Annotated in this window: 22 protein-coding genes; 10 read left to right on the top strand and 12 right to left on the bottom strand. The window is 60.3% G+C overall.

Annotated features, from left to right (window positions below):
- Genes VWY75_RS00675 through VWY75_RS00660 form a run of 4 tightly spaced genes read right to left on the bottom strand, consistent with a single transcriptional unit; the run spans nucleotide 1 to nucleotide 4,563 of the window.
- Nucleotides 1-1,938: a nitric oxide reductase activation protein NorD gene (locus tag VWY75_RS00675; protein WP_416538078.1), complete on the bottom strand. Its 1,938-nt coding sequence runs from the start codon at nucleotides 1,936-1,938 to the stop codon at nucleotides 1-3.
- A gap of 4 nt (nucleotides 1,939-1,942) precedes the next feature.
- A complete protein-coding gene (locus VWY75_RS00670; protein ID WP_416535500.1) occupies nucleotides 1,943-2,737 on the bottom strand; it encodes a CbbQ/NirQ/NorQ/GpvN family protein in 795 nt (264 codons plus the stop codon).
- A gap of 2 nt (nucleotides 2,738-2,739) precedes the next feature.
- Nucleotides 2,740-4,098, bottom strand: a complete 1,359-nt coding sequence (locus tag VWY75_RS00665) for a cbb3-type cytochrome c oxidase subunit I (protein ID WP_416538077.1) — start codon at nucleotides 4,096-4,098, stop codon at nucleotides 2,740-2,742.
- A gap of 12 nt (nucleotides 4,099-4,110) precedes the next feature.
- Entirely contained in the window at nucleotides 4,111-4,563 is a 453-nt protein-coding gene (locus VWY75_RS00660; RefSeq protein WP_340547703.1) for a c-type cytochrome, read from the bottom strand.
- Nucleotides 4,564-4,696: 133 nt separating this feature from the next.
- On the opposite strand from VWY75_RS00660, the gene VWY75_RS00655 reads away from it, so the two are divergent.
- Nucleotides 4,697-4,921 carry a DUF1858 domain-containing protein gene (locus VWY75_RS00655; protein WP_340547744.1) on the top strand — a complete coding sequence of 75 codons (225 nt, stop codon included), beginning with the start codon at nucleotides 4,697-4,699 and terminating at the stop codon, nucleotides 4,919-4,921.
- Between the two features lie 55 nt (nucleotides 4,922-4,976).
- On the opposite strand, the gene VWY75_RS00650 is transcribed toward VWY75_RS00655, so the two are convergent.
- Nucleotides 4,977-5,666, bottom strand: coding sequence for a Crp/Fnr family transcriptional regulator (locus VWY75_RS00650; protein WP_416538076.1), 690 nt, complete (start codon nucleotides 5,664-5,666; stop codon nucleotides 4,977-4,979).
- 296 nt (nucleotides 5,667-5,962) lie between these two features.
- On the opposite strand from VWY75_RS00650, the gene nirK reads away from it, so the two are divergent.
- Nucleotides 5,963-7,186: a copper-containing nitrite reductase gene (nirK, locus tag VWY75_RS00645; RefSeq protein WP_340547701.1), complete on the top strand. Its 1,224-nt coding sequence runs from the start codon at nucleotides 5,963-5,965 to the stop codon at nucleotides 7,184-7,186.
- Nucleotides 7,187-7,224: 38 nt separating this feature from the next.
- Nucleotides 7,225-7,983 (top strand): formylglycine-generating enzyme family protein, encoded by a 759-nt coding sequence (locus VWY75_RS00640; protein WP_416538075.1) that lies wholly within the window; start codon nucleotides 7,225-7,227, stop codon nucleotides 7,981-7,983.
- Nucleotides 7,984-7,985: 2 nt separating this feature from the next.
- Here the strand turns inward: VWY75_RS00640 and VWY75_RS00635 are convergent, their stop codons facing one another.
- Together VWY75_RS00635 and VWY75_RS00630 are read right to left on the bottom strand one after the other, a co-directional pair.
- A complete protein-coding gene (locus VWY75_RS00635) occupies nucleotides 7,986-8,594 on the bottom strand; it encodes a TetR/AcrR family transcriptional regulator (RefSeq protein WP_416535496.1) in 609 nt (202 codons plus the stop codon).
- A gap of 97 nt (nucleotides 8,595-8,691) precedes the next feature.
- Nucleotides 8,692-9,699 carry an AraC family transcriptional regulator gene (locus VWY75_RS00630; protein WP_416538074.1) on the bottom strand — a complete coding sequence of 336 codons (1,008 nt, stop codon included), beginning with the start codon at nucleotides 9,697-9,699 and terminating at the stop codon, nucleotides 8,692-8,694.
- Nucleotides 9,700-9,854: 155 nt separating this feature from the next.
- On the opposite strand from VWY75_RS00630, the gene VWY75_RS00625 reads away from it, so the two are divergent.
- Together VWY75_RS00625 and VWY75_RS00620 are read left to right on the top strand one after the other, a co-directional pair.
- A complete protein-coding gene (locus VWY75_RS00625) occupies nucleotides 9,855-10,295 on the top strand; it encodes a cupin domain-containing protein (protein ID WP_416538073.1) in 441 nt (146 codons plus the stop codon).
- A gap of 131 nt (nucleotides 10,296-10,426) precedes the next feature.
- Nucleotides 10,427-11,914 carry a flavin-containing monooxygenase gene (locus VWY75_RS00620; protein ID WP_416538072.1) on the top strand — a complete coding sequence of 496 codons (1,488 nt, stop codon included), beginning with the start codon at nucleotides 10,427-10,429 and terminating at the stop codon, nucleotides 11,912-11,914.
- 77 nt (nucleotides 11,915-11,991) lie between these two features.
- Here the strand turns inward: VWY75_RS00620 and VWY75_RS00615 are convergent, their stop codons facing one another.
- The gene (locus VWY75_RS00615; RefSeq protein ID WP_416538071.1) at nucleotides 11,992-12,576 is read right to left on the bottom strand and encodes an MOSC domain-containing protein; all 585 of its coding nucleotides are present in this window, start codon (nucleotides 12,574-12,576) and stop codon (nucleotides 11,992-11,994) included.
- Nucleotides 12,577-12,679: 103 nt separating this feature from the next.
- Nucleotides 12,680-13,237, bottom strand: a complete 558-nt coding sequence (locus tag VWY75_RS00610; RefSeq protein ID WP_416538070.1) for a MarR family winged helix-turn-helix transcriptional regulator — start codon at nucleotides 13,235-13,237, stop codon at nucleotides 12,680-12,682.
- Nucleotides 13,238-13,320: 83 nt separating this feature from the next.
- Between VWY75_RS00610 and VWY75_RS00605 the strand changes: the two genes are divergently transcribed.
- The 5 genes from VWY75_RS00605 (at nucleotide 13,321) to VWY75_RS00585 (ending at nucleotide 19,292) form a co-directional block, all read left to right on the top strand.
- Nucleotides 13,321-14,079 carry a hypothetical protein gene (locus tag VWY75_RS00605; protein ID WP_416538069.1) on the top strand — a complete coding sequence of 253 codons (759 nt, stop codon included), beginning with the start codon at nucleotides 13,321-13,323 and terminating at the stop codon, nucleotides 14,077-14,079.
- A gap of 243 nt (nucleotides 14,080-14,322) precedes the next feature.
- A complete protein-coding gene (locus tag VWY75_RS00600; protein ID WP_416538068.1) occupies nucleotides 14,323-15,228 on the top strand; it encodes a LysR substrate-binding domain-containing protein in 906 nt (301 codons plus the stop codon).
- Nucleotides 15,229-15,317: 89 nt separating this feature from the next.
- Nucleotides 15,318-16,472, top strand: coding sequence for an aromatic ring-hydroxylating oxygenase subunit alpha (locus VWY75_RS00595; RefSeq protein WP_416538067.1), 1,155 nt, complete (start codon nucleotides 15,318-15,320; stop codon nucleotides 16,470-16,472).
- A 15-nt stretch (nucleotides 16,473-16,487) separates the two neighbouring features.
- Nucleotides 16,488-16,727 (top strand): hypothetical protein, encoded by a 240-nt coding sequence (locus tag VWY75_RS00590; RefSeq protein WP_340547690.1) that lies wholly within the window; start codon nucleotides 16,488-16,490, stop codon nucleotides 16,725-16,727.
- A 144-nt stretch (nucleotides 16,728-16,871) separates the two neighbouring features.
- Nucleotides 16,872-19,292 (top strand): GcvT family protein, encoded by a 2,421-nt coding sequence (locus tag VWY75_RS00585; RefSeq protein WP_416538066.1) that lies wholly within the window; start codon nucleotides 16,872-16,874, stop codon nucleotides 19,290-19,292.
- 71 nt (nucleotides 19,293-19,363) lie between these two features.
- Here VWY75_RS00585 and VWY75_RS00580 read toward each other — a convergent pair whose 3' ends face one another.
- From VWY75_RS00580 to VWY75_RS00570, 3 genes are all read right to left on the bottom strand, one after another.
- A complete protein-coding gene (locus VWY75_RS00580; RefSeq protein ID WP_340547688.1) occupies nucleotides 19,364-20,371 on the bottom strand; it encodes an Ldh family oxidoreductase in 1,008 nt (335 codons plus the stop codon).
- Nucleotides 20,372-20,434: 63 nt separating this feature from the next.
- On the bottom strand, nucleotides 20,435-21,085 hold the full coding sequence (locus tag VWY75_RS00575) for a DUF3726 domain-containing protein (protein ID WP_416535484.1): 651 nt from the start codon (nucleotides 21,083-21,085) through the stop codon (nucleotides 20,435-20,437).
- Nucleotides 21,082-22,773 carry a hypothetical protein gene (locus VWY75_RS00570; RefSeq protein WP_416538065.1) on the bottom strand — a complete coding sequence of 564 codons (1,692 nt, stop codon included), beginning with the start codon at nucleotides 22,771-22,773 and terminating at the stop codon, nucleotides 21,082-21,084. Before VWY75_RS00570 ends, VWY75_RS00575 begins: the two co-directional genes overlap by 4 nt.
- Between the last annotated feature and the right edge of the window lie 96 nt (nucleotides 22,774-22,869).

Genomic DNA, 22,869 nt, shown 5'->3' with positions numbered 1-22,869 from the left:
TCAGGTCTCCTGTGTGAGTGTTCGGTAAATGTCGGGCAGCGCGCGGGTCAGCCGTGTGGGATCCGACAGCAGTGAAAACCCGCCGCGTCCGAAAATTCGGGCAAACCAGTCCTGACCGTCTTCGTCGATGATGATGCCGTGCAGGCGCTGGCCTGCGCGCCGGGCTGTCCGAACGGCCATGCGGCTGTCTTCGATGCCGTGCTGGCCTTCGTAATGGTCCAGATCGTTGGGTTTGCCATCTGTGAGGATAATCAGCAGCTTACGGCTGGACGACTCCGTTGCCAACTGCGCGCTGACGTGGCGGATTGCGGCGCCAAGCCGTGTATAATGGCCCGGTTGCAACGCGCCGATATTGGCGGTGACGTCCTCAGACATCGGCGTGTCGAACCCCTTGCAGCGGGTCAGGAAAACGCGATCGCGGCGGAGCGAGGAGAACCCCCAGATCGCCAATCTGTCGCCGGCCACGTCGATCCCGAACGCCAGCGCCGCCATGGCATTGCGCGCAATCTCAATCACGCTGCTGTCCGCAATTGCGGCCTCGGTGGAACGCGATGTGTCGATCAGAAAGGCGACCGATAAATCCCGCTGTTGCTGGCGTGTGTTCTGCCAGAGCCGGTCACTGCCGCGCCCTGTTGCGGCCAGCTCGGCGCGGGCGCTGATCACCGCATCGAGATCCAGCTCGGCGCCGTCGATCTGGCGCGGTTGCAGGATCCGGCGTGGACGCAGGGTCTCGAACTGGCGACGGACGCTGCGGATCTGGCGCGGATTGGGGCGGAAGGGACGTGTGGTGTCAGGCTGCGCTGCGGCCTCCAGCACGCGGCAATGATCCGCCATCTCGCTTTGGCTACGATGGTTCCATTCGGGATAGGTGAATTCAGCGCTCAACCGTTCGTGTTCGGCATCTGCGGGCGACAGGTCCAAATGCAGTCGAAGCCGCGAGGCAAGGCGACGGTCGTGTTTGGTCAGAGTTATCAGATCCTGATCCTCGGCGGCTTTCTGGGCATTGTCCGGATCGTCGTCATCAACGCTGCGGTTGATGTTCATGGATTCGACCCAGGACAGGATTGATTCGAATCGGTGCAGGATGAAGCTGTCCTTGCGACGGGCCTGCTCCTGGTCTGCACGCACGCCGAGCTTGCGTTGGCTGATGGTGGCGGCGGCCAGTGGCGTCCTTTGGTCATCAGGATCGGCCGCAGCCGAGGCGGAACTCTCGGGGGAGGAATAGCGCAGCCAGATCGGCACCGGAGCGAAGGGCATGTATCTTTGGGACCTGCTGCTGTCTGTCGAGGGAGTGAATTCGCCCCAGTCGGCCGCCATGGCCCAAGGATCCAACGACAGGGCGGCGACGATCTGCTCTGCCACTGCGCGTTCGGCCGTATGCAACGGTCGTGATTGGCGTTGTGTCACACATAGAGCGGCCATCCGGAGATAGGCGGGCCGCAGGCCCGGACAATGTTGGGCAGCCCGCCTGCTGGCGGCAATGTTGGCCCGGATCCGGGCCATGTCCAGCGCCTGCGCAGGCATGTCGGCGCGCGGGTGCAGTTCTGCTGGATCGGTTGCCGCCGCCAGCGCAACAAGCCAGAAATAGGCGGCCCGGTTCAGATCGTAGCTGGGAAAGCAGGCGATCACCGGCGGCAGGGCCAGCCGGGTGCCGTCATAGCAGGGGATATATTCACGCAGCCGGTCAGCGGCGATCCGATGGCCGAAGGAGCGACGATGCTGCGCGACGGTAGCGGGGGTTTCGACCAATTCCACAGAGGCAGTTCCCCCCAAGGCGCGAAACAGGACGGCAAGGCTGCGCCGCAGGTCCTGCAACCGGCAGGCCGCAGCAGATAGCATTTCACCATCCGTTGCGACCTCACCGGCGAGATTGCTGGCCATATCGTGCCAGAGGTTGCCAACAGTTTCCTCCGGCTCCATCAGGTCGAGCAATTTCATGGCGCTACCCGTAGATCGTGGCGATCAGATCGCGCAGCGCTTGTTTGATATCCTCTTCATCGGTGAGGGGCTCGATGATCGCGGCGTCCAGTGCCGCTTCTATCGCCATGCCGCTTTGGATCAGGCTGGCGGTGTAGATCAGCAGCCGGGTCGAGACACCTTCCTCAAGATCCATGCCCGACAGCGACCGGATGTGCCCGGCCAGCCGGACCAGAGGCTGAACACGGGACGGATCCAGGCCGCTTTCCTGCACAACGATGGCGATTTCCGCCTGCGGGTGCGGGAAGTCGAAGCTGGCTGAGAGAAAGCGCTGACGTGTTGAGGGTTTGAGACGCTTCAGCACGTTCTGGTAGCCCGGATTGTAGGAAGCGACCAGCATGAAGCCTGGCGGTGCCACCAGCTCTTCTCCGGTGCGGTCGATCATCAGCCTGCGGCGGTTGTCTGTCAGAGGGTGCAGCACAACTGTCACATCCTTGCGCGCCTCGACGACCTCATCGAGATAGCAGATCCCGCCTTCTCGGACAGCCCGGGTCAGTGGTCCGTCGACCCACTGGGTGTCGCCGCCCTTCAGCAGGTAGCGGCCAATCAGGTCGGCGGCCGAGAGGTCATCGTGGCAGGCCACAGTGTATAGCGGGCGGCCGAGCCGGGCGGCCATATGTTCGACGAAACGTGTTTTGCCGCAGCCGGTTGGCCCCTTTAGCAGAAGGGGGAGGCCCTGGCTGTATGCGGTTTCGAACAGGGTGCATTCTCCTGCTATTTCAGAGTAGTGCGGGATCGCGCAGGGGGTTTGCATATTCATGGCTATTCTCCTGCGATGGTGCTGGTCTCATGGACCGGGCCCGGTGCGATCAGCTCGTTCCGACGCACCACGAGCAGCGCATAGATGAACAGGAGGGCGCCAATCACAACGGCGGCCCCGGCACCAAACCGCATCAGGTAGAAAATCGCCAAACTATCCTGAACATCCATGTAGTAGTCGCCAATGACGCGCTGCATATGGGTCTGGATGGTGCCAGCAAAGGTGAGGACGAAGGTCATGAAGGCCATGCCGCCTGTCATCAGCCAGAAGCTCGCCATGTTCAGGACCTGGTTATAGGGTGCCCGTCCACGCAGCATCGGCATGGCATAGGTGAAGACCGCGAGATTCAGCGCCACATATGCCCCGTAGAAGGACAGATGCCCATGTGCAGCAGTGATCTGAGTGCCGTGGCTGTAGAAGTTGACACCATGCAGGGTATGAAGGAACCCCCAGACACCGGCGCCAAAGAACGCCACGGTGCTCGATCCCAGCGACCACAGAAGCGCGGCCTTGTTGGGGTGGTTCTTGCGCCCCTTCCAGACCATCACAAAGGCAAAGGACATCATCAGGAAGAAGGGGATCACCTCAAAGGTGGAGAAGATCGAGCCGATCCACTGCCAGTAGCCGGGCAGGCCAATCCAGTAGAAGTGATGTCCGGTGCCGAGAATGCCCGAGAACAGCGCAGTGGCAACGATGACATAGAGCCATTTTTCGACCACCTCACGGTCCACGCCCGTCAGCTTGAGCAGCAGGAAGGCCAGAATCGCCGCCATAACCAGTTCCCAGGTCGCTTCGACCCAGAGATGGACGACGAACCACCAGTACATTTTGTCGAGGGACAGGTTCTCGGGGTTGATAAAGGCAAAGACCCAGAGCAGCGACAGCAGCCACAGGCCCATCAGGAGCACGTTGGTAATTGCGGTTTTCTTGCCCGCGAGCACGGTCATCGACACATTGAACAGGAAGATCAGCGCGGCCACGAGGATGCCGAATTTCACCCAGAGCGGTTGCTCCAGAAATTCGCGCCCTCCGTGGATGCCCACCAGATAGGAGCCAACAGCGCCAAGTGTGCCGATCATCAGGATGGCAAGTTGCAGATAGGCAAGTTTGACCGAGAAGATCTCCCGTTCGGATTCCTCAGGGATCAGGAAATAGGCAGCGCCAAAGAACCCAAGCAACAGCCAGACGATCAGCGCGTTGGTGTGGATCATGCGAATGATGTTGAACGGCAGAAGCTCGGACAGGAAATTGGGGGCGACATAGATCCAGCCTGCCAATAGCCCGCCGATCACCTGAATTCCGAACAGCGCCAGAGCGCAGATGAAATAGGCCTGAGCGACCTTCTGAGATTGATATTTCATTGTGTCTCTCCCTTAGCCCGCGTCATTGGGCGGCCAGCCCTGAGTGTCGGTCTGATCGGCCCATCGCAGAAATTCGGCCAGGCCCCGGATCTCTTCGTCGGTGAGTTGGAAATACGGCATCTGACGGCGACCCTCGACACCGCTGGGCTGGCTCTCCATCCAGTTCTTCAGTGTCTCGAAGGCCTCTTCCGGTTCGTCCTGAACGCCCCAGCGGGTCATGACATTGCCGACTTCGGGGGCAAAATAGGCACCTTCGCCGTGCAGCGTGTGACAGTTGATGCAGGAGTGACGCTCCCAGACACGTTTGCCGAGGCTGACCTCTTCGGTCAGGGGCATTCCTGCGGTCGAGGTGGTCACGACGTAGCGGTGGCTGTGCACGGTCATGCCAATGAACACGACGACGAAGAAGATTGACCCTCCGTAGAACACATTGCGCGCCCGCGACTTGGTCAGAAATTCAGCCATGGCTTGGCCCTTTCCGGCAGTTGCTGATCATCCGGTGATAGCGCGCGGCGCAGCGGCAAAGGTTGCGCAAGCGCAAGGTTCGGCGCGATTGCGGCTGTTAGCGTGATATCGAAGAGAGGACAGGCTTGTGAAATTGCCACCAAAACTGGATGACCCTGACCTGCCGCTTGACGTGCTGCTGACCACCTGGCCGGAAACACTGCGGGTTTTCATGGATCATGGCATGTTGTGCGTCGGCTGCATGGTCAGCCCATTTCATTCGGTTGCAGAGGCCTGCGCCGAATATCACCTTAACGAGGATATGTTTCGCCTCGAACTGGCTGAGGCAGTTCGCTTGGCTCGCGGCGACCGGGGTTAAGTCGGTTCCTGCGGCCAGCGATGACGCTAGGCAGGCAAGCCGACCCGCCGCGCGATCAGGGATCGCTGAGCCGCATCAGTCGATGCGGATCACAGATTGTGATCTTCTTGCGTTTACTGCTGACCATGCCGTCTTTTTCCCAGGCACTCAGCAGGCGGCTGACCGTGTGCAGCGTGGTGCCGGTCAGTTCAGATACATCCTGGCGGGTGATCGGAAATCCGATCTCGATGCCCTCGGCCACCTTGACACCGGATTGATTGATCAGCCGCAGCAGCGCACGGGCGATGCGCTGTTCGACATGCTGGGTCGACATTTCCATGATGCGGGTGTTCATCTCACCCACCCGGGCGCCGACAGTTTTATATGTCTCAGTTGCAAAGCCCGGGTAGTCAGCGGTGAAGCTGTTCCACAGCGAGGTCGGCCATGACAGGATCAGCGCCTCACTGGCGGTCACCGCCGTTGCAGGGTAGCGGTCCTGTCCCAATGCCTTGGCGATACCGAAGAGCTGCCCGGATGGGATGTGGAGAGAGGTGACCTGATCGCCGTCGCTGGTGATCCTGACGACGCGGATGGTGCCGTCCAGAAGCAGGTAGAAGCGATCAGCAGGCGCCCCTTCTTCAAAGATGGTCTCTCCGGGTCCGAGGCCGCGGCTGCTTGCCTGATCAAGAATTCTGCGGATCTGGATATCCTCCAGCTGCGAGAAGGGCGGCAGCGGTCGAAGCAGGCTTTCATGTAGGTGGCGCACGGCATCTCCGAACAAGGAACTGGTTCATCCTATCGCGATATCGCGGTGATGGTCACCCATGTCTTTAGTCTGTTGCCGCTCTCGCAGCCAAAAAGCCGCGCCGTCTTTGCGCTGCCGCAAAGTTCTGTCGGGTGTGACGAGCTAGATTAATCGCGACACTAAGACCTGCGGGATGCGCTGTCTTCCGGCTGCATCGGCGCAGGAAAGGACGCCTCCGCCCCTGAGCGGCCGGAGACCCCTATTCCACTCACAACGCCCGCCGATTTTGGGCTGATCGAATGATAAGGAGAGTGACAATGACCAAACGCTTCAATCCCGGACTTGCACCGACAAGCCGTCGCAACGTTTTGCGTGGGACAGTTCTGGCGAGTGCTGCGGCCCTGACCGGCGGACTGGCATCCGCGGCGAATGGTGCAGCCCGTCGGGCCGCTGTTCCGCCACTGCGCGGCGCGGCGCCGCGGTTCATTCAGGCCGAAGCACAGGCTCAGGCCGAGGCGGCGCCGGTTGATCTCTCCGGCTATACCCGCGTCAAACAGGAGCTGGTTGCACCTCCCTTTGCCCCCAAGCACGAGCAGGTCGCAACCGGTGGTCCGAAAATCGTCGAGATCGAGTTGATCACAGAAGAGCGACTGATGGTTGTGGATGAGGATACCGGCGCCGAAATCTGGGCGTTGACCTACAACGGGTCGGTCCCCGGTCCGCTGATTATCGTGCATGAAGGCGACTACGTCGAACTCACTTTGCGCAATCCGACCGATAGCCAGATGGAGCACAATATCGACTTCCATGCCTCGACAGGGGCGTTGGGCGGAGGCGGTCTGACCCATGTCTTCCCCGGCGAAGAAACCGTCTTGCGCTGGAAGGCAACCAAGGCCGGCTGCTTCACCTATCACTGTGCGCCGGGCGGCGCGATGATCCCCTATCATGTCACGCATGGTATGAATGGTGCCATTATGGTGCTGCCGCGCGATGGTCTGAAAGACGGTGAGGGTAACCCGCTGCGCTATGACAGTATCGCCTATATCGGCGAGCAGGATTACTATCTGCCGATGGATGAAAACGGCGATTACCGGACCTACGATTTGGCCGGTGACGACTACGCCGACAGTATCGAAGCGATGCGCACTCTGGTGCCGACCCATTCCGTGTTCAATGGTGCGGTTGGCGCGCTGACGGGTGAAAACGCCCTGCGGGCTAAGGTCGGTGAGACCGTTCTGATGATCCACAATCAGGCCAATCGCGACTCGCGTCCGCACCTGATTGGTGGGCATGGCAACTATGTGTGGGAAACAGGGTCGTTCACAGATGCGCCGCTGACTGGCATCGAGAGCTGGTTCGTGCGCGGCGGAAGTGCCATGGCGGCGATGTATACCTTCGAACAACCCGGCGTTTATGCCTATGTGAACCACAATCTGATCGAGGCGGTTCTACTGGGCGCCACAGCGCATTTTGTGGTCGATGGGGCCTGGAACAATGCGCTGATGGAACAGGTGGTTGCTCCCCGCAGCTTTGAAACCTGAACGGTTGCGCCACCAGCGCTTGCAGAAGGAAAGCCCACATGACTGCCGCCATTTCGCACGATACCGGGAACCGGATAGCCCTGCTGGGTCTTGGCCTGGCTGTGGCGGCAGCGCTGATCTGGGCGCTTGGACAATATCTCCCTCGCGGGCCCATCGGGTCGGCGGGGGAGAGTGTCCATCCAGAGCTGGTTCTGGCCGCCATGGAGCCAGATGCTGGGCGCGGACTTTATGTCATGAGACATGAAGTCACCGTCGCCGAGTGGAACCGCTGTCACGCAGATGGGATGTGCAGCCTAAAGCTGCGCACTCGCGCCAATCAGGATGCAAAGACAATGCCTGCAACGGGAGTGAGCCATGTTGATGTGAGCCAGTATCTGGCGTGGATCAATGCGGGCAGTGATGGCGGCTATCGCCTGCCAAGTGTTGCGGAATGGGCCTATCTCGCGGAGCCGGTACTCCCAGCCGAGCCTGAACCGATCTTTAGCGATCCCGATCTTAGCTGGGCTTCGGCCTATCTCCTTGGTGAGCAGCGCAGCCGGACGCTGCGCCCCCAGGGCAGTTATGCAACTTCGCCTTATGGTGTTGTCGATCTGGATGGCAATGTATGGGAATGGACACAGGACTGCTATGCCGGCGAGTCCGGGGCCAGCCCCGATCGCTGTCCGGCGTATTTCGTTGCGGGCGAGCATCTGGCGGCAGTTCCGTTTCTTGTCCGCGATCCCGCTCGTGGGGGCTGTGCAGTAGGGTCACCCCCGGCGCATCTGGGCGTGAGACTTGTCCGTGATACGCCCATCTGAGGTTATTCTGCCCTAACTGCCGCAGTGATGAATCCTTGCAGGTTTGCGCGCATACGCCGGATCGGAACCCTGTCCAGAACACTGCGATAGGCGCTGCCTTCGATCAGATCGACAATCATCTGCGCCGTGCCCTCCGGATCGAGATCGCGGCGCATGTCACCTGTGGACATACCGCGTTCGATTACCTTGGCGAGGGCTGCAACCAGCGCGTTTCGATTGTCCAGAAACAACCGAGCGATATCGGGTTTGCGGATGGCCTCGCTGGTGATCTCCAGACCCAGAATAACGTTTTCAGGCACTGCGAGATATTTGGCATAGGATTTTACAAAACTGTCGAGCAGTTTAAGCGGCGGGCGCGCTTGGGTGAGCGCGTCGATAAACGGCGAGAGTTCCTGTCGTTCCAGCGCAGCGATTTCGACCAGCACATCATGTTTGCCGGGGAAATGATTATAGAGATTACCGAGGCTGACGCCGGCGCGCGTCGCGATATCGCGGACACCGGTCTGGTGATAGCCGGTTTCGAGAAAACATCTGACTGCCGCCTCAAGGATCTGCTGCCGCCGTTTGGCGGTGGTCTCGGTCCGGGTGAGTTTGGGCTTGCCGTCTGACATCAGTGTCCTGAGGTGAATGCTCTGTCGCGCAGCTGTGCGGGTCTGCGGTCTGCGGAGAGATGTAGCCCCCGCGCAACAGGCTGACAAGGTCGAGGCCCTAAGGGGTGTATTGCCGCCGCGCGGTTTGGCTGGGCGAATGCCCGAACCGTCCCTTGTAGTCGCGCGCAAAACGGCCCAGGTGGGAAAACCCGTTGGAAAATGCAGCGGTGGTGACGTCGGGTGTGTCGCGCTGCGCCATCAGTTGATAGTGGGCCGCATCCAGTCGCGCGTTGCGCAGTACCCGCATCGGGCTCTGCCCAAAAGCGCGGCGAAAGCCCTTTTGAAGGGTGCGGACATTCATGCCCGCATGTTCCGCAATGTCGGTCAGCTGTATTGGGTTGCTGAGATTGGCGTGGATGAAGTCCATCGCCGCGCGAACGCCGGGTGGCAGGGACCCGTGGTCAGCCCGTTCAATGATGTGGGAGATATTGCTGGGCAGCCGCGTCAATAGCTCTCGCGCCAGATCCTGTTCCACCCGGATATCCGAACCACGCAAACGCCCCTGGAACAAAATGCCGACTTCTGCCGCCTGAACGCAGGCACAAACCATCTGCCGCAGCCGCCGCCCGCCAGGAGCAAGCAGATCGACGCGGCTGGCAAAACGGATTGGCCCCGGCAGTTCTGCTCCGATCAGCTGCCGCGCAACCGTTTCAAGGTAATTCCGGTCGATCTGAAGCAGCAGCTTGCGGCAATCGGCGCTCCACCGCATCAAAGCGTCCCGATCGGGATTGAGCACCGTTGCAGTGGTTGCGTCGGCCAGGATCTCGGCGCCGCGATGCCGGACGCTGGCCTGGCCGCAAAGCGGGATCTGCAACAGGTAGAACGAGTCCAACATACCGGGGTCAATAGTCACATCGGCGCCGTAGTGCAGGTAATTGATCGAGCAGTGACGCCCGGCTGCGTGATTATGGCGGACCGCGAGATCCTGATGCCGTTTGGCGAAATCCAGCCGGTGATCGCAGAATTTCTGCCCCACCCGGTGGCGTGCCTCGTCCAGATCCCCGGTGCGCAGCAGCGGATGATTGCTCAAATGCTCAACTGTGTCCGGGTTGGCTGGGATGGCCATCTTGCCTCCAGATCAGAGGACTGCAGCTTAGATTGCCCCGGAGATATTTCAAGCCTCAACCATCCTGCCATCAATTGGGTTCGTTTTCTGGATAATCGAATGTGCGACGCTGGTGCAGTCTGGCGGTCTCAGATCAATTTCAGGGAGGAGACCTCATGGAAAAAGGGATCACCAAGGCAAAAGACGGTATTCGCGGCATGTCCTGGACCGTTGTCGGGCAGACCTATGTGCCCAAGTTGCTCAGCACCGATGCCTTCATATGGGATGCGGTTCTGCCGGCCGACACCTTTGTACCGCCGCACATCCATCCAACCCAGGATGAATGGATCAGTGTCCTGTCGGGGGAGCTTGAGGTGGAATTTTCGGGCGATGTGCATAAGGCGGGGCCGGGGGATACAGTGCGTATGCCCAAGGGCGAAGCACATGCGATATTCAACCGTTCCGGTGCTGAGGCGCATTGTATTTTCGGCGTCGCACCCGCGCGCAAACTGTTTGACCTGTTCATTGAGCTGGACGGTGTGACCGACCCGGAGGAGCTGGTGCGTCTCTCTGCGCTGCATGAGGTCGATTTTCTGCCACCCCCGGCCGACGTATGAGCAATCCGGAGCGCGGGTAGGGCGGTGCCACCGTCCAACCCCGTTCCGGCAGGAAACACACCGGCCTGCGGGGAGGCAGGTGAGGGACAGAACGGTTCATCGCAGATTGGATCGAGAGGGGAGAACAGGACATGACAACACGCAAAACAGTTGCGGTTATCGGCGGCGGTGTCAGTGGTCTGGCTGCGGCCAAAGCCTTTGATGAACGCGGCCACCGGGTGATCGGTTATGAACGCAGCCATGATTTCGGCGGTGTCTGGGAGCTGTCGCGGTCATACCCGGATGTGCAGACACAGTCGCCGAAGGATCTATATTGCTACACCGATCATCCGATGCCCGCAGATTACCCGGAATGGCCGAAAGGTCCGCAGGTTCATGCCTATCTGCATTCTTACGCGCAGAAACACCGGCTGGCGCGACTGTTCCGGCTCAACACTTCCGTTACGGTGATGGAGCGGCGTCAGGATGGGCAGCCCGGCTGGACCCTCACACTGGAGGCCGCCGGGAAGAGTTGGCAACAGGATTTCGATTTTGTTGCGGTCTGTACGGGTCAGTTTTCGGAAAAGAACATCATCACCCATCCCGGTCAGGACGCATTCATCGCCCGTGGCGGACAGGTGATACATTCATCTGATTATACGGATCCCGGCCTGATTGCGGGCAAACATGTGGTGGTGCTGGGCGGCTCTAAATCGGCCACCGATATTGCTGTCAATGCGGCCAAGAGTGGGGCGAGATCTGTTCGGCTGGTCTATCGGGAGAATGTCTGGCGGGTGCCCTATTATGTCGGCGGCATCAACTTCAAGAAGCTGCTATATATGCGGGCGCAGGAGCAGCAGTTCAATCAATGGGGTAAGTCGCCTTTTCAACGCGGTGTCGCCGCGCTGCTGAAGCCTCTGGTCTGGGCCAATTTTCGCGGTTTGGAGACCCTGCTGAAGCTGCAACTGGGTCTGAAGAAGCACAATATGGTCCCCACCACGCCGATTGAAAAAGAGGTGTCCTGCTCGGTCCCGATTGTGACTCCAGGTCTGTTTGAGGCGTTGAACGATGGCAGTATCAAGCCCGTTATCGGCACGTTTGAGAGCTATCAGGAGGAAGGTTTGCGGCTGAGTAGCGGCGAGGTGGTGCCATGTGATGTGGCGGTGCTGGCGGTTGGCTGGAAGCTGGGTGTACCCTATCTGGCGCAGGAGTATCGTGACAAGCTGATCGAAGACGATGGGCAGTATCGCGTTTATCGCCTGTCGGTGAACCCGGATCTGCCCGATATGGGGTTTGTCGGTTTCAACTCCAGCTTTTGCACGGTCCTGTCGGCCGAGATGATTGCCAATTGGCTGGTTCGCTATGCCGATGGCAAACTGGTTCACCAGCCCAGCCGGGCGGAGATGGAGCAGAATATCGAGATGATGCTGGACTGGCGCCGTCGGGAGCGACCTGCGGCGCAGGTCTATGGCGGTCTGTGCTCAGCACCGTTTCATTTCAAACACTTCGACGAGCTTTTGGCCGACATGGGAGCACAGCTGCGCAAGCGCAAGAATCCCCTGGTCGAGCAATTCTCGCCCCCGGATGCGGCGGCTTATGGGCAGTTTCTGGCCTCGGCCCCGCAGTATCAGGCCGGCTAACGCTGCCAGATCGGGGAATAGGCTGGCGTCCAGGGCGGCGCTCACGGCTGCGTCCTGGACGCTGGGTTTCACAGCTCCTAAGCCTGCACGCCGCCCAGTCGGGCGCTGGTGTCTTCGCCCGCGTCGCCGCCTGCCATTCGCGCAAAGGCGGCGCGCCAGCCTGCGGCGAGATCAGCGAGATCGGCCAGGCTGGCGGCCTCTCCGGCTGTGATCTTGCGAGTCAGCCTCGCATGGGTCACGCGGTGTACGGTCCATTCGGGATGGCGCCGTTCGATAAGCCTGATCTCGTCGTGCGTCTGTGCCGCCCCCGGCTCAAGGACGCGGTAGTACCATCCGGTGCGGCCGGTCTTCTGGAACAGGTAGGGCATCCGCTTGTTCTGAGTATAGAGGCCGAGTTTCCAGCAGGGCTGTCTGCCCTGGCTGATCTGAACGACAGCACTTCCCAGTCGCAGGATGTCTCCGATGCAGAGGGTGTCCTCAGTCAGCCCGTAACTGGCGATGTTTTCGCCAAAAGCTGCCGGAACCGCTGTCGGAGGCAGCTCGGCCTCGTCCTGCCACAGGCGGTAGTGCTCGCTGGCGTAGTGGTGGATTGCCTTGTCCGCTCCACCATGCACCGTCAGATCGGCCTGCGAGTCGCCGGTGAAGCCGTTGATGTCGATCATCTGAGATCCGGCGACTGGGGACTTGTGAATGGCGGTTGGCGGTTTGTCGGCCCATGGGCTGTGGACAGCGCCATGAAAAATGCCCGCGATCGGGGCGGATAGGTCAGGTGGTGTCATCTGAAAGCGCCTTATGTTCAACACATATTAAATCTCGATCGCCGGGCTGCAGCGGAAGCTGCAACAGGGTGCAATACCCATCGGCAGGGCCTGCGTCGTGGTAGGCGCAGGTCCTGCACAGGCCAAAGGGGCGCCCGCCACGGGCTTCCAAAGCCGCACGCAGGGTCGCGCTGAGCGCCTCTTCCAACGCGGCGGTTTCCACGTCCTGCATTGCGGTCAATGCGCCGCCGATGACCGAAGGCGCTTCGGCCAGTGCCTGCCCCTCAGCTGTCACGCCGTAAGAAATCGAACGCTGATCGCCAGTTTTTGGCTCTTCGCGCACGAACCCTTTTCGGGCGAGTGTCTTGAGCGTTTGCGACATGGTGCCGCGTGTAGTGCCCAGATAATCGGCCACATGCGAGGGCGCCCGTGAGTAGCGATTGGCGCGCGCGAGGTAGTCCAGCGCCGCTGTTTGGGCCGGATTCAGGCTGTCAGACCATCCCCCGGCGGCGTCGAGACGGGCCAGACGATTGATGAGCGCGCGGATGCGGTGGTGTGATGTCATGAACAATTGGTATCGACTCGAAATCAAAACTGCAATAACTCTTATTTGGTAGCGAGTCGCTACGAACTAAGATGGAGACGAAAATGACACGATTTCTAGTGACGGCTGCGATCCTGGGCCTCGGTGCGGCGGGCGCGACCGGCGCGTTCGCCGATGGCGATCATGCCGTGCATCAGCAGGGCGCTATTATCTCGGCATCCGATGCGGGGAAGACGGCATCCTTTGATATTCTTGCGGCTCATGCGCACCGCAAGGGGAACACTGTCACCTTCCACATGACGACAAATGGCAGCGCTGGCGCGGATACGCCCGAAGCAGTCGGTTCGGTCGGCGGGGCTGAGGTTTTCTCCTATGTTTGGCCGACCTCGCTTGACCCGGCTGCCGTCGGGTTTGAGGCAGGCAGCGGAATACTCGCGCTGGCTGCAACCAGTCACCCGGACTTTGACGACACGCCATTGGTGGATGAAAACAACGACGGCGATACCGGCAACGATGGTCTCCTGTGGCACAGTCATTGGGTGGTTCTGACCCCGACCGAAGCCTGCGGGCCGGGCGCGTTGGCGGTGCGTGACATTCCAGAAGGCGCCACCCCGCAGCTGCCGGCCACCTGGCCGGGGCTTCCGATCTATCTGGATAGCCCGGGATTTACGCCCCTGTTCAACGGGCCGGAAGTGACTGTGACGGTCGGATTTCGCAGCGATGTGACTCTGGCTGATGTGGCGTATGATGGTGTTACGTCGGCCCTGCGCGTCAATGCAAATGTGCATGCGCCGTTGCTCTGCGTGGTGGATGTTTTCGATATTGCGTCGGGCGACCTGAGTCTGCCGGGAAAAATCAACTGAACGCAAATGGCGCGGCACATGTGCCGCGCTACCTCATGCTCATGAACTATCGGTGCTGGGATCGTGATTTGAGGCGTTTCAATAGATTTCGGAACGGTTGCCCCGGCCGATTATGGATCGGCAGGGGCCGGAGGTGATGAATGCGATCTCTCACCAACGCATTTGGATTTGCCATTCAATTCGAAAACCACTCATATTCAGGTGAACTGACTTAACCCCTGGCCCCACGAATGGCGGCGCATCATGTCCAGACGACACTACGACCTGCCGCCGCTAACCACATTGGCGGCCTTTGAAACCGCAGCCCGGCACCTGAGCTTCAAAAATGCGGCGCAGGAACTGTCTGTGACACCCGGAGCGGTCAGCCACCAGATCAAGGCTCTCGAAGGCGAGCTGGGTGTGGCGTTGTTCCAGCGGAAACATCGCGGTGTCGAGCTGACGCGCGAAGGTCAGGCGCTCTTTGAGACTTTGGCCACATCGTTCCGGCAGATCTCGCGGCAATTGTCTAAGACCCGTCAGATGGGCGAGGAGGATGCCGTGACCGTCGGATCGACGACGGCGGTCGCAGCCCTTTGGCTGTCGCCGGTGATCATCCGATTTTGGCGTGATCATCCGGATTTGAACATTCACCAGATCACCCAGGATCGACCATTTCACGACACGCGGGAGTTCGATTTCTTTATCAGGTATGGGCGTGATCCCGACGCTACGCTGGCCCATACGGCGATCTATCGGGATCGACTTGTCCCGGTTGCCCGGCCGGATATCGCCGAAGGACTGGCGGGCTCATCGCTACAGGATCTGGCAGCGCAGCGGCTGATCCATCTGCACAACGTCAGTCAGAGCTGGACCACCTGGGTCGACTGGTTCCACGAGTTGGGTCATCGGGGCGACATTTCGGTTGGCACCCGCGTGACCAGCTATTCAGTGGCGTTGCAAATTGCCCGTAAGGGGGCGGGCGTAGCGCTTGGCTGGAAGCGGCTTATCCAGCCGATGCTCGACAGCAAGAAGCTTGCCATTGTCGGCAATCAGAGCGTTCCGGCACCGCAAGAGTTCTATCTGGTGGGTCTGCCGGATGATGAACTGTCGCCGAATGCCCGCAAGTTGAAAGCCTGGATCCTGTCGGAGGCAAGCCGCAGTTCGGTTTAGTCAGGCTCATTCATGAATGAGGTTTTCCCCTATTGAGCGGAATTGATCCGATCCTCCAATAGGGAAAAGCTCACGCCATGGAGAGTTCGATGAACACGCATACCCCCCTGTCGTCCGTGCTGACCGAGGTAAACACGGCAAACGGCCTGCCAAATGAACACTATGTCGACCCCCGCGTTTTCGATGAGGAAAAGCGCTCGGTTCTTTTTGCCAATTGGTCAGGAATTGGGTTTGGCAAGGATATTCCGGAACCAGGCGATGCCAAACCGGTCGACTTTCTTGGTATGCCGCTGCTGCTGGTGCGCGACCGAAACGGTGACATCGGCGCGTTTCAAAACACCTGCCGCCACCGGGGTATGATCCTGGTGGACAAGCCACAGAAGATCCGCGGGGCCATACGTTGCCCCTATCACAGCTGGTGCTACGGGCTCGACGGGGCATTGCGTGCGACCCCGCATATCGGTGGTCCCGGGCAGAGTACCCATGACGATGTCGACATCAGCAAGCTTGGCCTGATCCGCGTCCGGGCGCATATCTGGCGAGACGTGATTTTTGTGAATGTCGATGGCGAGGCGCCCGAGTTCGCCGAAGCCCATGCCGCATTGCTGGACCGCTGGCGCGAATTTGAGACACCGATTTACCACGGTGGCGAAGGGTCATCGCTGAAGCTGGAGGTGGCAACCAACTGGAAGCTGGCGGTCGAAAACTACTGCGAGAGTTATCATCTGCCGTGGGTTCACCCCGGGCTTAACAGCTATTCGCGGTTGGAAGACCACTACAACATTGAAGAGCGGGGAAAATACTCGGGTCAGGGCACGCTGGTCTATCGCCAACTTACCGACGAAGCCGGTGCGAAACTGCCGGATTTCGACGGGCTGAGTGATCAATGGGATGAGGGTGCGGAATATGTCGCGGTCTATCCCAACGTTCTGTTGGGGGTGCAGCGTGACCATAGTTTCGCGATTGTTCTGGAGCCGAAGGACTGCGGGCATACGGTCGAGCATATCGAGCTTTACTATGCCAGAAGCGAGCGGGACACGCCGGAACTTGATGGTTTGCGTGCCTCTAATGCGCAGCTGTGGAAGACCGTCTTCGAGGAAGATATATTTGTGGTGGAGGGCATGCAGAAGGGGCGTCACGGCGTGTTGTTCGATGGCGGCCGGTTCTCTCCGGTGATGGATGGGCCAACTCATAACTTCCATCACTGGGTGGCGACCGAGGTTCAGAAAGGTCGTGCAAAATGAGCGAGTTCCTGAGCCATGGAACGCGATGAGCTTGATCGCGCCCTGTTGCAGGCGCATGCCGCAGATGATGGCGCGGCTCTCGTGCGGCTCTATTCACTCGCCGCCGATTATGCAGAGGCGGCCGACGATATCGACAGGGCCTGTTTTTTCCTCACGCATGCCTTTGTCTTTGCTCTGGAACTCGGCGCGCCCGAAGCCGATCCGCTGAATGCGCGGCTTGCGGCACGGGGGCGCGTGCAGCGCCTCAGCTTCTGACATGTCACAGACGGGTATTTGTGCTGAAAAAACCGGCTGGCATGGTGACCTGTGCGACCGGCCACAGGCACCAAGCGGTTCAACCGATAGCGGAGGCTGTGTGGATCGCTGCTCCGTTAAGATAGGCTCTTGAAGGGAGCAAAGATGCGTAGAGAAGCACAGGCAGTTGTCATCGGTGGAGGGGTTATTGGGTGTTCAATCCTCTACCACCTGACCAAACTGGGATGGTCAGATGTGGTGCTGCTGGAGCGGAACGAGTTGACGTCCGGGTCCACCTGGCACGCGGCGGCAAATATCCACGGGTTGCATGACAGCACCAATATCAGCCGTATCCAGCACTATACGATGTCTCTCTACAAGGAACTGGAAGCTGAGACCGGACAGAGCTGTGGCGTGTTTCAGCCTGGGTCCCTCTATTTGGCGCAGACAGTGGAACGTGAACACCAGCTGAGGTTGCAGGCCGCAAAGGCCAAGCTCTATGGGATGAATTTTTACGAGATCAGCATCGAGGAGGCCAGGCGCCTGAACCCGCTGGTCAATTACGATGGCATCCGCTGTGTTATGTATGAACCCGATGGTGGCAATGTCGATCCCTCTGGCGTGACGAATGCCTATGCCGTCGGGGCGCGCCAGCGGGGCGCCGAAATCCATCGTTTCACCCCTGTGACGGCGACCGAGCAGCAAGACGATGGCAGCTGGATTGTTAAGACGCCCAAAGGAGATATCCGCACGCTTTGGGTGGTGAATGCGGCAGGGCTCTGGGGCCGCGAGGTCGCGGCGCTGGCGGGGATCGAGCTGCCGTTGCAGCCAACTGAGCATCAGTATTTCGTTACCGAAACCATGGCTGCCGTGGCCGCGCATGGGACCCGCCTGCCATCCGTCAGTGACCGGGACGGTGAGTATTATCTGCGGCAAGAAGGGCAGGGGCTGCTGGTTGGCGCCTATGAAAAGGATATGAAGTTCTGGGCCGAGGAGGGCACGCCGCTCGACTTTGCACATGATCTCTTTCCAGATGATCTGGAGCGGATCGAAGAGAACATGATGAACGCCATCGAACGCCTGCCTGCGGTTGGTGACGCTGGCATCAAGCGTGTCATCAACGGTCCGATGATCTGGTCGCCGGACGCCAATGTCCTGATGGGGCCGGTGCCCGAAATTGATGGATATTTCTGCTGCAATGGCATTATTCCGGGTTTCTCGCAGTCCGGCGGTATGGGGCTGATGGCGGCGCAATGGATCATCGAGGGTGAGACCCAATATGATATGTTCGCCTGGGACATGGCGCGGTTTGGCAGTTGGGCGACCAAAGATTTCACCAAGGCGCGGGTGCGGGATCAATATGCCCATCGCTTTGCCATCCATTTTCCCAATGAAGAACGCAGCGCTGGTCGCCCGGCACGGACGCGGCCGATATATGAGCAACAGGCGGAAATGGGCGCGGTCTTTGGCCTCAACGCGGGTTGGGAACATCCCCTCTGGTTTGCAGAAACGCCCGGCGCCAAGGATACCAATGGGTTCACCCGTCAGAACTGGTGGGGACCCGTTGGCGATGAGTGCAGAATGCTGCGGTCCCGTGCGGGCATTATCGACATATCCAACTTTGCCAAATACCGGTGTGCGGGACCCGGGGCCGAAGAATGGCTGAACGCGGTCTTTGCCAATGCCATGCCAAATGCGGTGGGACGGTCCTGCCTGACGCCGCTGATTTCGAAACGCGGTGGGATTGCCGGGGATTTCACGGTGACCCGTGTTTCTGAGGATGAGTTCTGGATCATCGGATCCGGCATGGCCGAGCGCTATCACAAGCGATTCTTCAAGGAGGTTCCGCTGCCAGCAGGCACTATGTTCGTGTCGCTGACAGACGAGATCTGCGGTTTCAATGTCGCGGGGCCGAAATCACGTGAGATGCTGCAACGGCTGACAAATACCTCCCTCTCGACCGATGAGTTTCCGTTCATGCGTTCGGCCTGGATTGATCTTGCCGGGATTCAGGTGCTTGCACTGCGGGTTTCTTTCACCGGCGATCTGGGATGGGAGCTGCATTGCAGGCGCGAAGATCAGCCGCGTCTCTACTCGGCGCTCCTGGCTGCTGGTGAGGAGTTCGGCGCAGGTCCTGTCGGGAGTCGGGCGTTGATGTCCTTGCGGATCGAAAAAGGTTACGGCTCTTGGAGCCGGGAATATAGCCCGGAATACTGGCCGCAGGAGGTCGGGCTGGACCGGCTTTGCAAGTTGCAAAAAGACTTCCTGAACAAAGCTGCCGCAGAAAAGGTCCTCGAGAACCCGGCACGTGAACGGATGGTTCTGCTGCATCTGGATGAGGCCGGAACGGCAGCTTCCAATGCCGATGCGACCGGCGGAGAGCCTATTTTCAAGGATGGTAAGGGGATCGGCCGCGTAACCTCGGGCGCCTATGGATACAGCGTGGGCATGTCGCTGGCGCTTGGCTTTGTTCGAGAGGCAATGCCCGGTGATGCGGTGGAGGTCATGGTCCTGGGGCGTCCACACCGGGCGGTCATTCTGGAGCGACCGCCGTTCGACGCAGATGGTGCCATTCTGCGGGGCTAGCGTTCAGGAGAACGAATAAAGGAGGCCATATGGCCTCCTTCATCGTGGTGTCTTGTGTTCCTCGCGACGGATCAGAGAAGGTCGCGGACCTTCTCCAGCAGTGCGGCGTTCACGGCGACGCCTTCAGACGCGGCGCGTGTGCGGCAGCCACGACGACCATCGCCCGGCAGCCGTGCGCCATCCTGATCATGGATTGATGCGATCAGGTCGGTCAGCCGGTCGTGGAATGCGCCGCCCGAGGTCGCTGCCGGATCGATCGCAATGAAGAACTGGCCGGTTTTTGGTGGCCCACCCGCGGTGCCAGAGAAGGGGCTGGCGACGGAGCCGAGGGTCGCGCCGGTCATGGCAGCCGCCATCAGTTCAACAGTCAAGGCGATGCCGACGCCCTTGTATCCGCCGGAAGGAACCATTGACCCCTTGAGCCCGGCCTCGGGATTGGTGGTTGGTTGCCCGTCAGCATCCAGCACCCAGCCTTCGGGGACCGCTTTGCCCTCCCGGGCGTGTTTCATCACTTCGCTCTTGGCGATTGTGCTGGCGGACTGGTCGATCAGCAGCGCGGCATTCCCGTCTGCGTCCGGGGCCGCGATCGAGAAGGGGTTGGTGCCGACAACCGGCTTCGCACCGCCGGAGGGCGCGATCGACGCGGGCGCATTGGTGAAACCGATGCCAAGCAATCCTGCCTGCGCCAGCCGTTGCGTGTGAACTCCGAGGACACCGCAGTTGTAGGAGTTGTTCACCGCCAGAACCGCAACCCCCATCTCGCGGGCCAGCGGGATCAGTTTTTCAAAGCCGAGATCAATGGCGCTATGGGCAAAACCGGTCGCTGCGTCCACGGTGACAACCGCCGGGCGGGGCTGATCCACAACCGGCTTTGCCTGACCATCCACCTTTCCACATTCGACATGTTGGGCATAGATCGGGATATAGGCCAGCCCGTGCGAGGCGACGCCATCGGCTTCGGTCATGGCGGTTGCAACAGCAAGGGGGCGGGCGTTGGCTTCGGAGGTGCCGGCCTTGACCAACACGCGGAAGGCCAGGTCTTCGATTTCGGCAAGGGTCAGGGTTTCGGTTGCGGTCATATCGGGCTTTCTGTTTTTCAGTCTTCGGGTCAATGCCGGGCTGACCGGCAGTCGATGGGTGGATCAGTCGTTGTCGCTGAGGCCGGCCCCGGCGCCGCGCAGGCGGCTTTCCTCGGTCGCCGGGGCAAAGGTGCGATGGGCAAACTTGCCCAGCTGATCCCAGCTTGCGTTGGAGACGCTTGCGCGCATCACCGGTTCTTGCTGGCCGGTCATCTCCGCAGGGGCGGAGAATACCATCCGTTCCGCCAGCCGGCTGTGCAGCGCCTCGCTGGAGCCCTGCACGCAGAGCCGCTTGCCGTCGGTGGCCAGTCGCGCGCCCTGCCATTCGGCGGCAACCGGTCGGCCCAGTCGCAAGGCCGCGCCGCCCATGAAGGGCACCGCCAGCAAGGGAAAATTGACGTTTTCCATCGTGATCTTGCCACGCTCCAGCAGGCGCACGGCACAATCGCTGAGTGCTGCACCGGCGATCAAGGGGCTCATCCGGCGGGCAGGGGCGTGCCAGACCTCGGCCCGCAGCGAAACGGGCGATACGTCAATCGAGGGAATGCGATCATTCATCGTCAGCAGATCTGCCAGCATCTCGGTGCCGGGAAACCCAAAAGACGAAAGCCAGCGCGTGCCCTTGGCGGCCTCTTCTGCCAATCCCCAGGACAGGCCCGCGCCACGGGCGGCGCGCTTGCTCATGGCCTCGATTTCATTCAACGAATGGCTCATGCCAGACCCTCTTCCAGTTCGGGGAATACCCAGAATTCCGCGTTCTCAACGGTGAGTTCGGTGGGCAGCGGAGCATTGCCATACATGCAAATCCGCACCCAACGATCTGACCGGGGATCAAATTTCGTCGCGCCAAAGAATGCCAGCTTGCAGCGCAGCATATCGATCGGCAGGACCTGATCGGAAATCGTGTTGTCACGGATTTCCGCGTAGGGCGCGCGGCCGACGATCTGAACACGGCGCAGAACATGGCGGTGTTCGGAATGGCGCAACAGGAAATCTGCAACCTGCGCCTCGTCTGGCCAGTGGGCCAGAGCCTGGTACAACATCGCGGCATCTCGACCCGGTGCCAGCGGCTGCTCATATTCTTCGATGGGCTCCTCAAAGCGCTCACCCAGACGGGGTTCGAGCTTTTCCTCCGAAACATACCAGGCGCGTGCCTTGTTCTCTGGGGCCTGCCAGTTTGTGTCGATGGCCCAAGCGTATACGTCCCGCAGGATCTTGCGAAGATCGCCAATGGTCATAGCACCCGCAATGCGAAAGGTTGCGGTGTTATCTGCTGACATATCTTCGGCGAAGCCATCGACAAGCCCGCCGTAGGGCTCCAGCATCAGCGACGCGATCCATTCCTGACCCTCGAGCGAGAGCGTCTCTTCGGCCCAGCGGTAGAGGGCATCCCAGGGCTTCGGACCGGCCAGCGTCTGGATTTCTAGGTAGCTGGTCACCTGATCAGCGTCGGCGCGCAGCGCGCTCAGTTTCTGGATCTGAATCGGATGCTGTGACTGCCAATCTGCAATTGTCAGCTTGCTGCGTGCCACCAGAGAGCGGAACACAGCGATATCGTCCGGATGCGCTTCCTCGATATTGCGCACCGCCTGGATCGCCTTTTCGCGCGCCGCGACCCAGTTGTTGAACAGCACCGGGTGGTTGAGCAGAAACGGCGCCATTCCAAGGCCGGTGGAATTGCCGATCCCCATTGACCGGGCCAGATCCGGAGCCAGTTTTGCGGCGGTGGTGCCCTCAGCCTTGGCGCGACAATCGGCCATATGCTGGACCAGATCGGTGACAAACCAGCGGGTCAGGTAGACCGATAGCATCTCAACCTGGAACGGCGCACGGAATTCGGGGCGTTCCGCGATCATCTCGCGGTCAGCCGCACCCAGTTTGCCGGACCCGTAGACCGCCGTTGTCCGCATCAGATAGCCGACGGCGTCGATCTGCTCTGCGGAGGGCTGCTGGCCAGAGGCCAATGCGCTGACCACATGTTCCCAGAGGCGCACCGACCGGTTGGCACGGGATACAGAAAGCTCCGACCCGGACACACGTCCGGCTTCCTGCACGGGGATATTCTGTGACAGCCGGGCGATATCCGCGCCAGAAGGAATGCCGTCAAATAGTGTGAAAGTGGCGTCCCAGGCCTCTGCAATCACTCGGTCGGAGCGTTTTTCAGGTGGCAGGTCATGGGCAAAGGCGACCAGGGAATATGCGCGCTCCGGCCCATATGCGGTGTAGACTGCATGGCCCTGACCGCTGTCGTCTATGTCAAATGCGGTCTGTTCAAATCGCCAGCCTTCGCGCGCCAGACGACGGGTCAGCACCCGCATGAATGACAGGCGCGACTGGTGCATAGAGCCAAGGCGTGCCAGACGCATGACGGTGTTCGGTTCACGGCAGAGAATGTCGGTCATTCGGATTGGCCTTTGTAATCAGGTCGTTAGTCGTATCCCGTATGATCTGAACAGGTCGGGCAGTTTGGATAGGTGGGCCGGGCGCCAGCAGCGCCC

It is taken from the genome of Phaeobacter sp. JH20_08 (genome assembly GCF_048056635.1).
Lineage (GTDB): Bacteria > Pseudomonadota > Alphaproteobacteria > Rhodobacterales > Rhodobacteraceae > Phaeobacter > Phaeobacter bryozoorum.
This window is presented reverse-complemented; position numbering and strand designations above follow the sequence as displayed.

What these genes read in the sequence shown, in the direction of transcription:
- VWY75_RS00615 (WP_416538071.1), bottom strand. Translation starts at nt 12,576, where the DNA reads ATGATCGACATCAACGGCTTCACCGGCGACTCGCAGGCCGATCTGACG.
- VWY75_RS00605 (WP_416538069.1), top strand. Translation starts at nt 13,321, where the DNA reads ATGACACGATTTCTAGTGACGGCTGCGATCCTGGGCCTCGGTGCGGCG.
- nirK (WP_340547701.1), top strand. Translation starts at nt 5,963, where the DNA reads ATGACCAAACGCTTCAATCCCGGACTTGCACCGACAAGCCGTCGCAAC.
- VWY75_RS00635 (WP_416535496.1), bottom strand. Translation starts at nt 8,594, where the DNA reads ATGTCAGACGGCAAGCCCAAACTCACCCGGACCGAGACCACCGCCAAA.
- VWY75_RS00630 (WP_416538074.1), bottom strand. Translation starts at nt 9,699, where the DNA reads ATGGCCATCCCAGCCAACCCGGACACAGTTGAGCATTTGAGCAATCAT.
- VWY75_RS00675 (WP_416538078.1), bottom strand. Translation starts at nt 1,938, where the DNA reads ATGAAATTGCTCGACCTGATGGAGCCGGAGGAAACTGTTGGCAACCTC.
- VWY75_RS00575 (WP_416535484.1), bottom strand. Translation starts at nt 21,085, where the DNA reads ATGAGCCATTCGTTGAATGAAATCGAGGCCATGAGCAAGCGCGCCGCC.
- VWY75_RS00585 (WP_416538066.1), top strand. Translation starts at nt 16,872, where the DNA reads ATGCGTAGAGAAGCACAGGCAGTTGTCATCGGTGGAGGGGTTATTGGG.
- VWY75_RS00570 (WP_416538065.1), bottom strand. Translation starts at nt 22,773, where the DNA reads ATGACCGACATTCTCTGCCGTGAACCGAACACCGTCATGCGTCTGGCA.
- VWY75_RS00610 (WP_416538070.1), bottom strand. Translation starts at nt 13,237, where the DNA reads ATGACATCACACCACCGCATCCGCGCGCTCATCAATCGTCTGGCCCGT.
- VWY75_RS00600 (WP_416538068.1), top strand. Translation starts at nt 14,323, where the DNA reads ATGTCCAGACGACACTACGACCTGCCGCCGCTAACCACATTGGCGGCC.
- VWY75_RS00620 (WP_416538072.1), top strand. Translation starts at nt 10,427, where the DNA reads ATGACAACACGCAAAACAGTTGCGGTTATCGGCGGCGGTGTCAGTGGT.
- VWY75_RS00670 (WP_416535500.1), bottom strand. Translation starts at nt 2,737, where the DNA reads ATGAATATGCAAACCCCCTGCGCGATCCCGCACTACTCTGAAATAGCA.
- VWY75_RS00590 (WP_340547690.1), top strand. Translation starts at nt 16,488, where the DNA reads ATGGAACGCGATGAGCTTGATCGCGCCCTGTTGCAGGCGCATGCCGCA.
- VWY75_RS00625 (WP_416538073.1), top strand. Translation starts at nt 9,855, where the DNA reads ATGGAAAAAGGGATCACCAAGGCAAAAGACGGTATTCGCGGCATGTCC.
- VWY75_RS00660 (WP_340547703.1), bottom strand. Translation starts at nt 4,563, where the DNA reads ATGGCTGAATTTCTGACCAAGTCGCGGGCGCGCAATGTGTTCTACGGA.
- VWY75_RS00665 (WP_416538077.1), bottom strand. Translation starts at nt 4,098, where the DNA reads ATGAAATATCAATCTCAGAAGGTCGCTCAGGCCTATTTCATCTGCGCT.
- VWY75_RS00595 (WP_416538067.1), top strand. Translation starts at nt 15,318, where the DNA reads ATGAACACGCATACCCCCCTGTCGTCCGTGCTGACCGAGGTAAACACG.
- VWY75_RS00580 (WP_340547688.1), bottom strand. Translation starts at nt 20,371, where the DNA reads ATGACCGCAACCGAAACCCTGACCCTTGCCGAAATCGAAGACCTGGCC.
- VWY75_RS00640 (WP_416538075.1), top strand. Translation starts at nt 7,225, where the DNA reads ATGACTGCCGCCATTTCGCACGATACCGGGAACCGGATAGCCCTGCTG.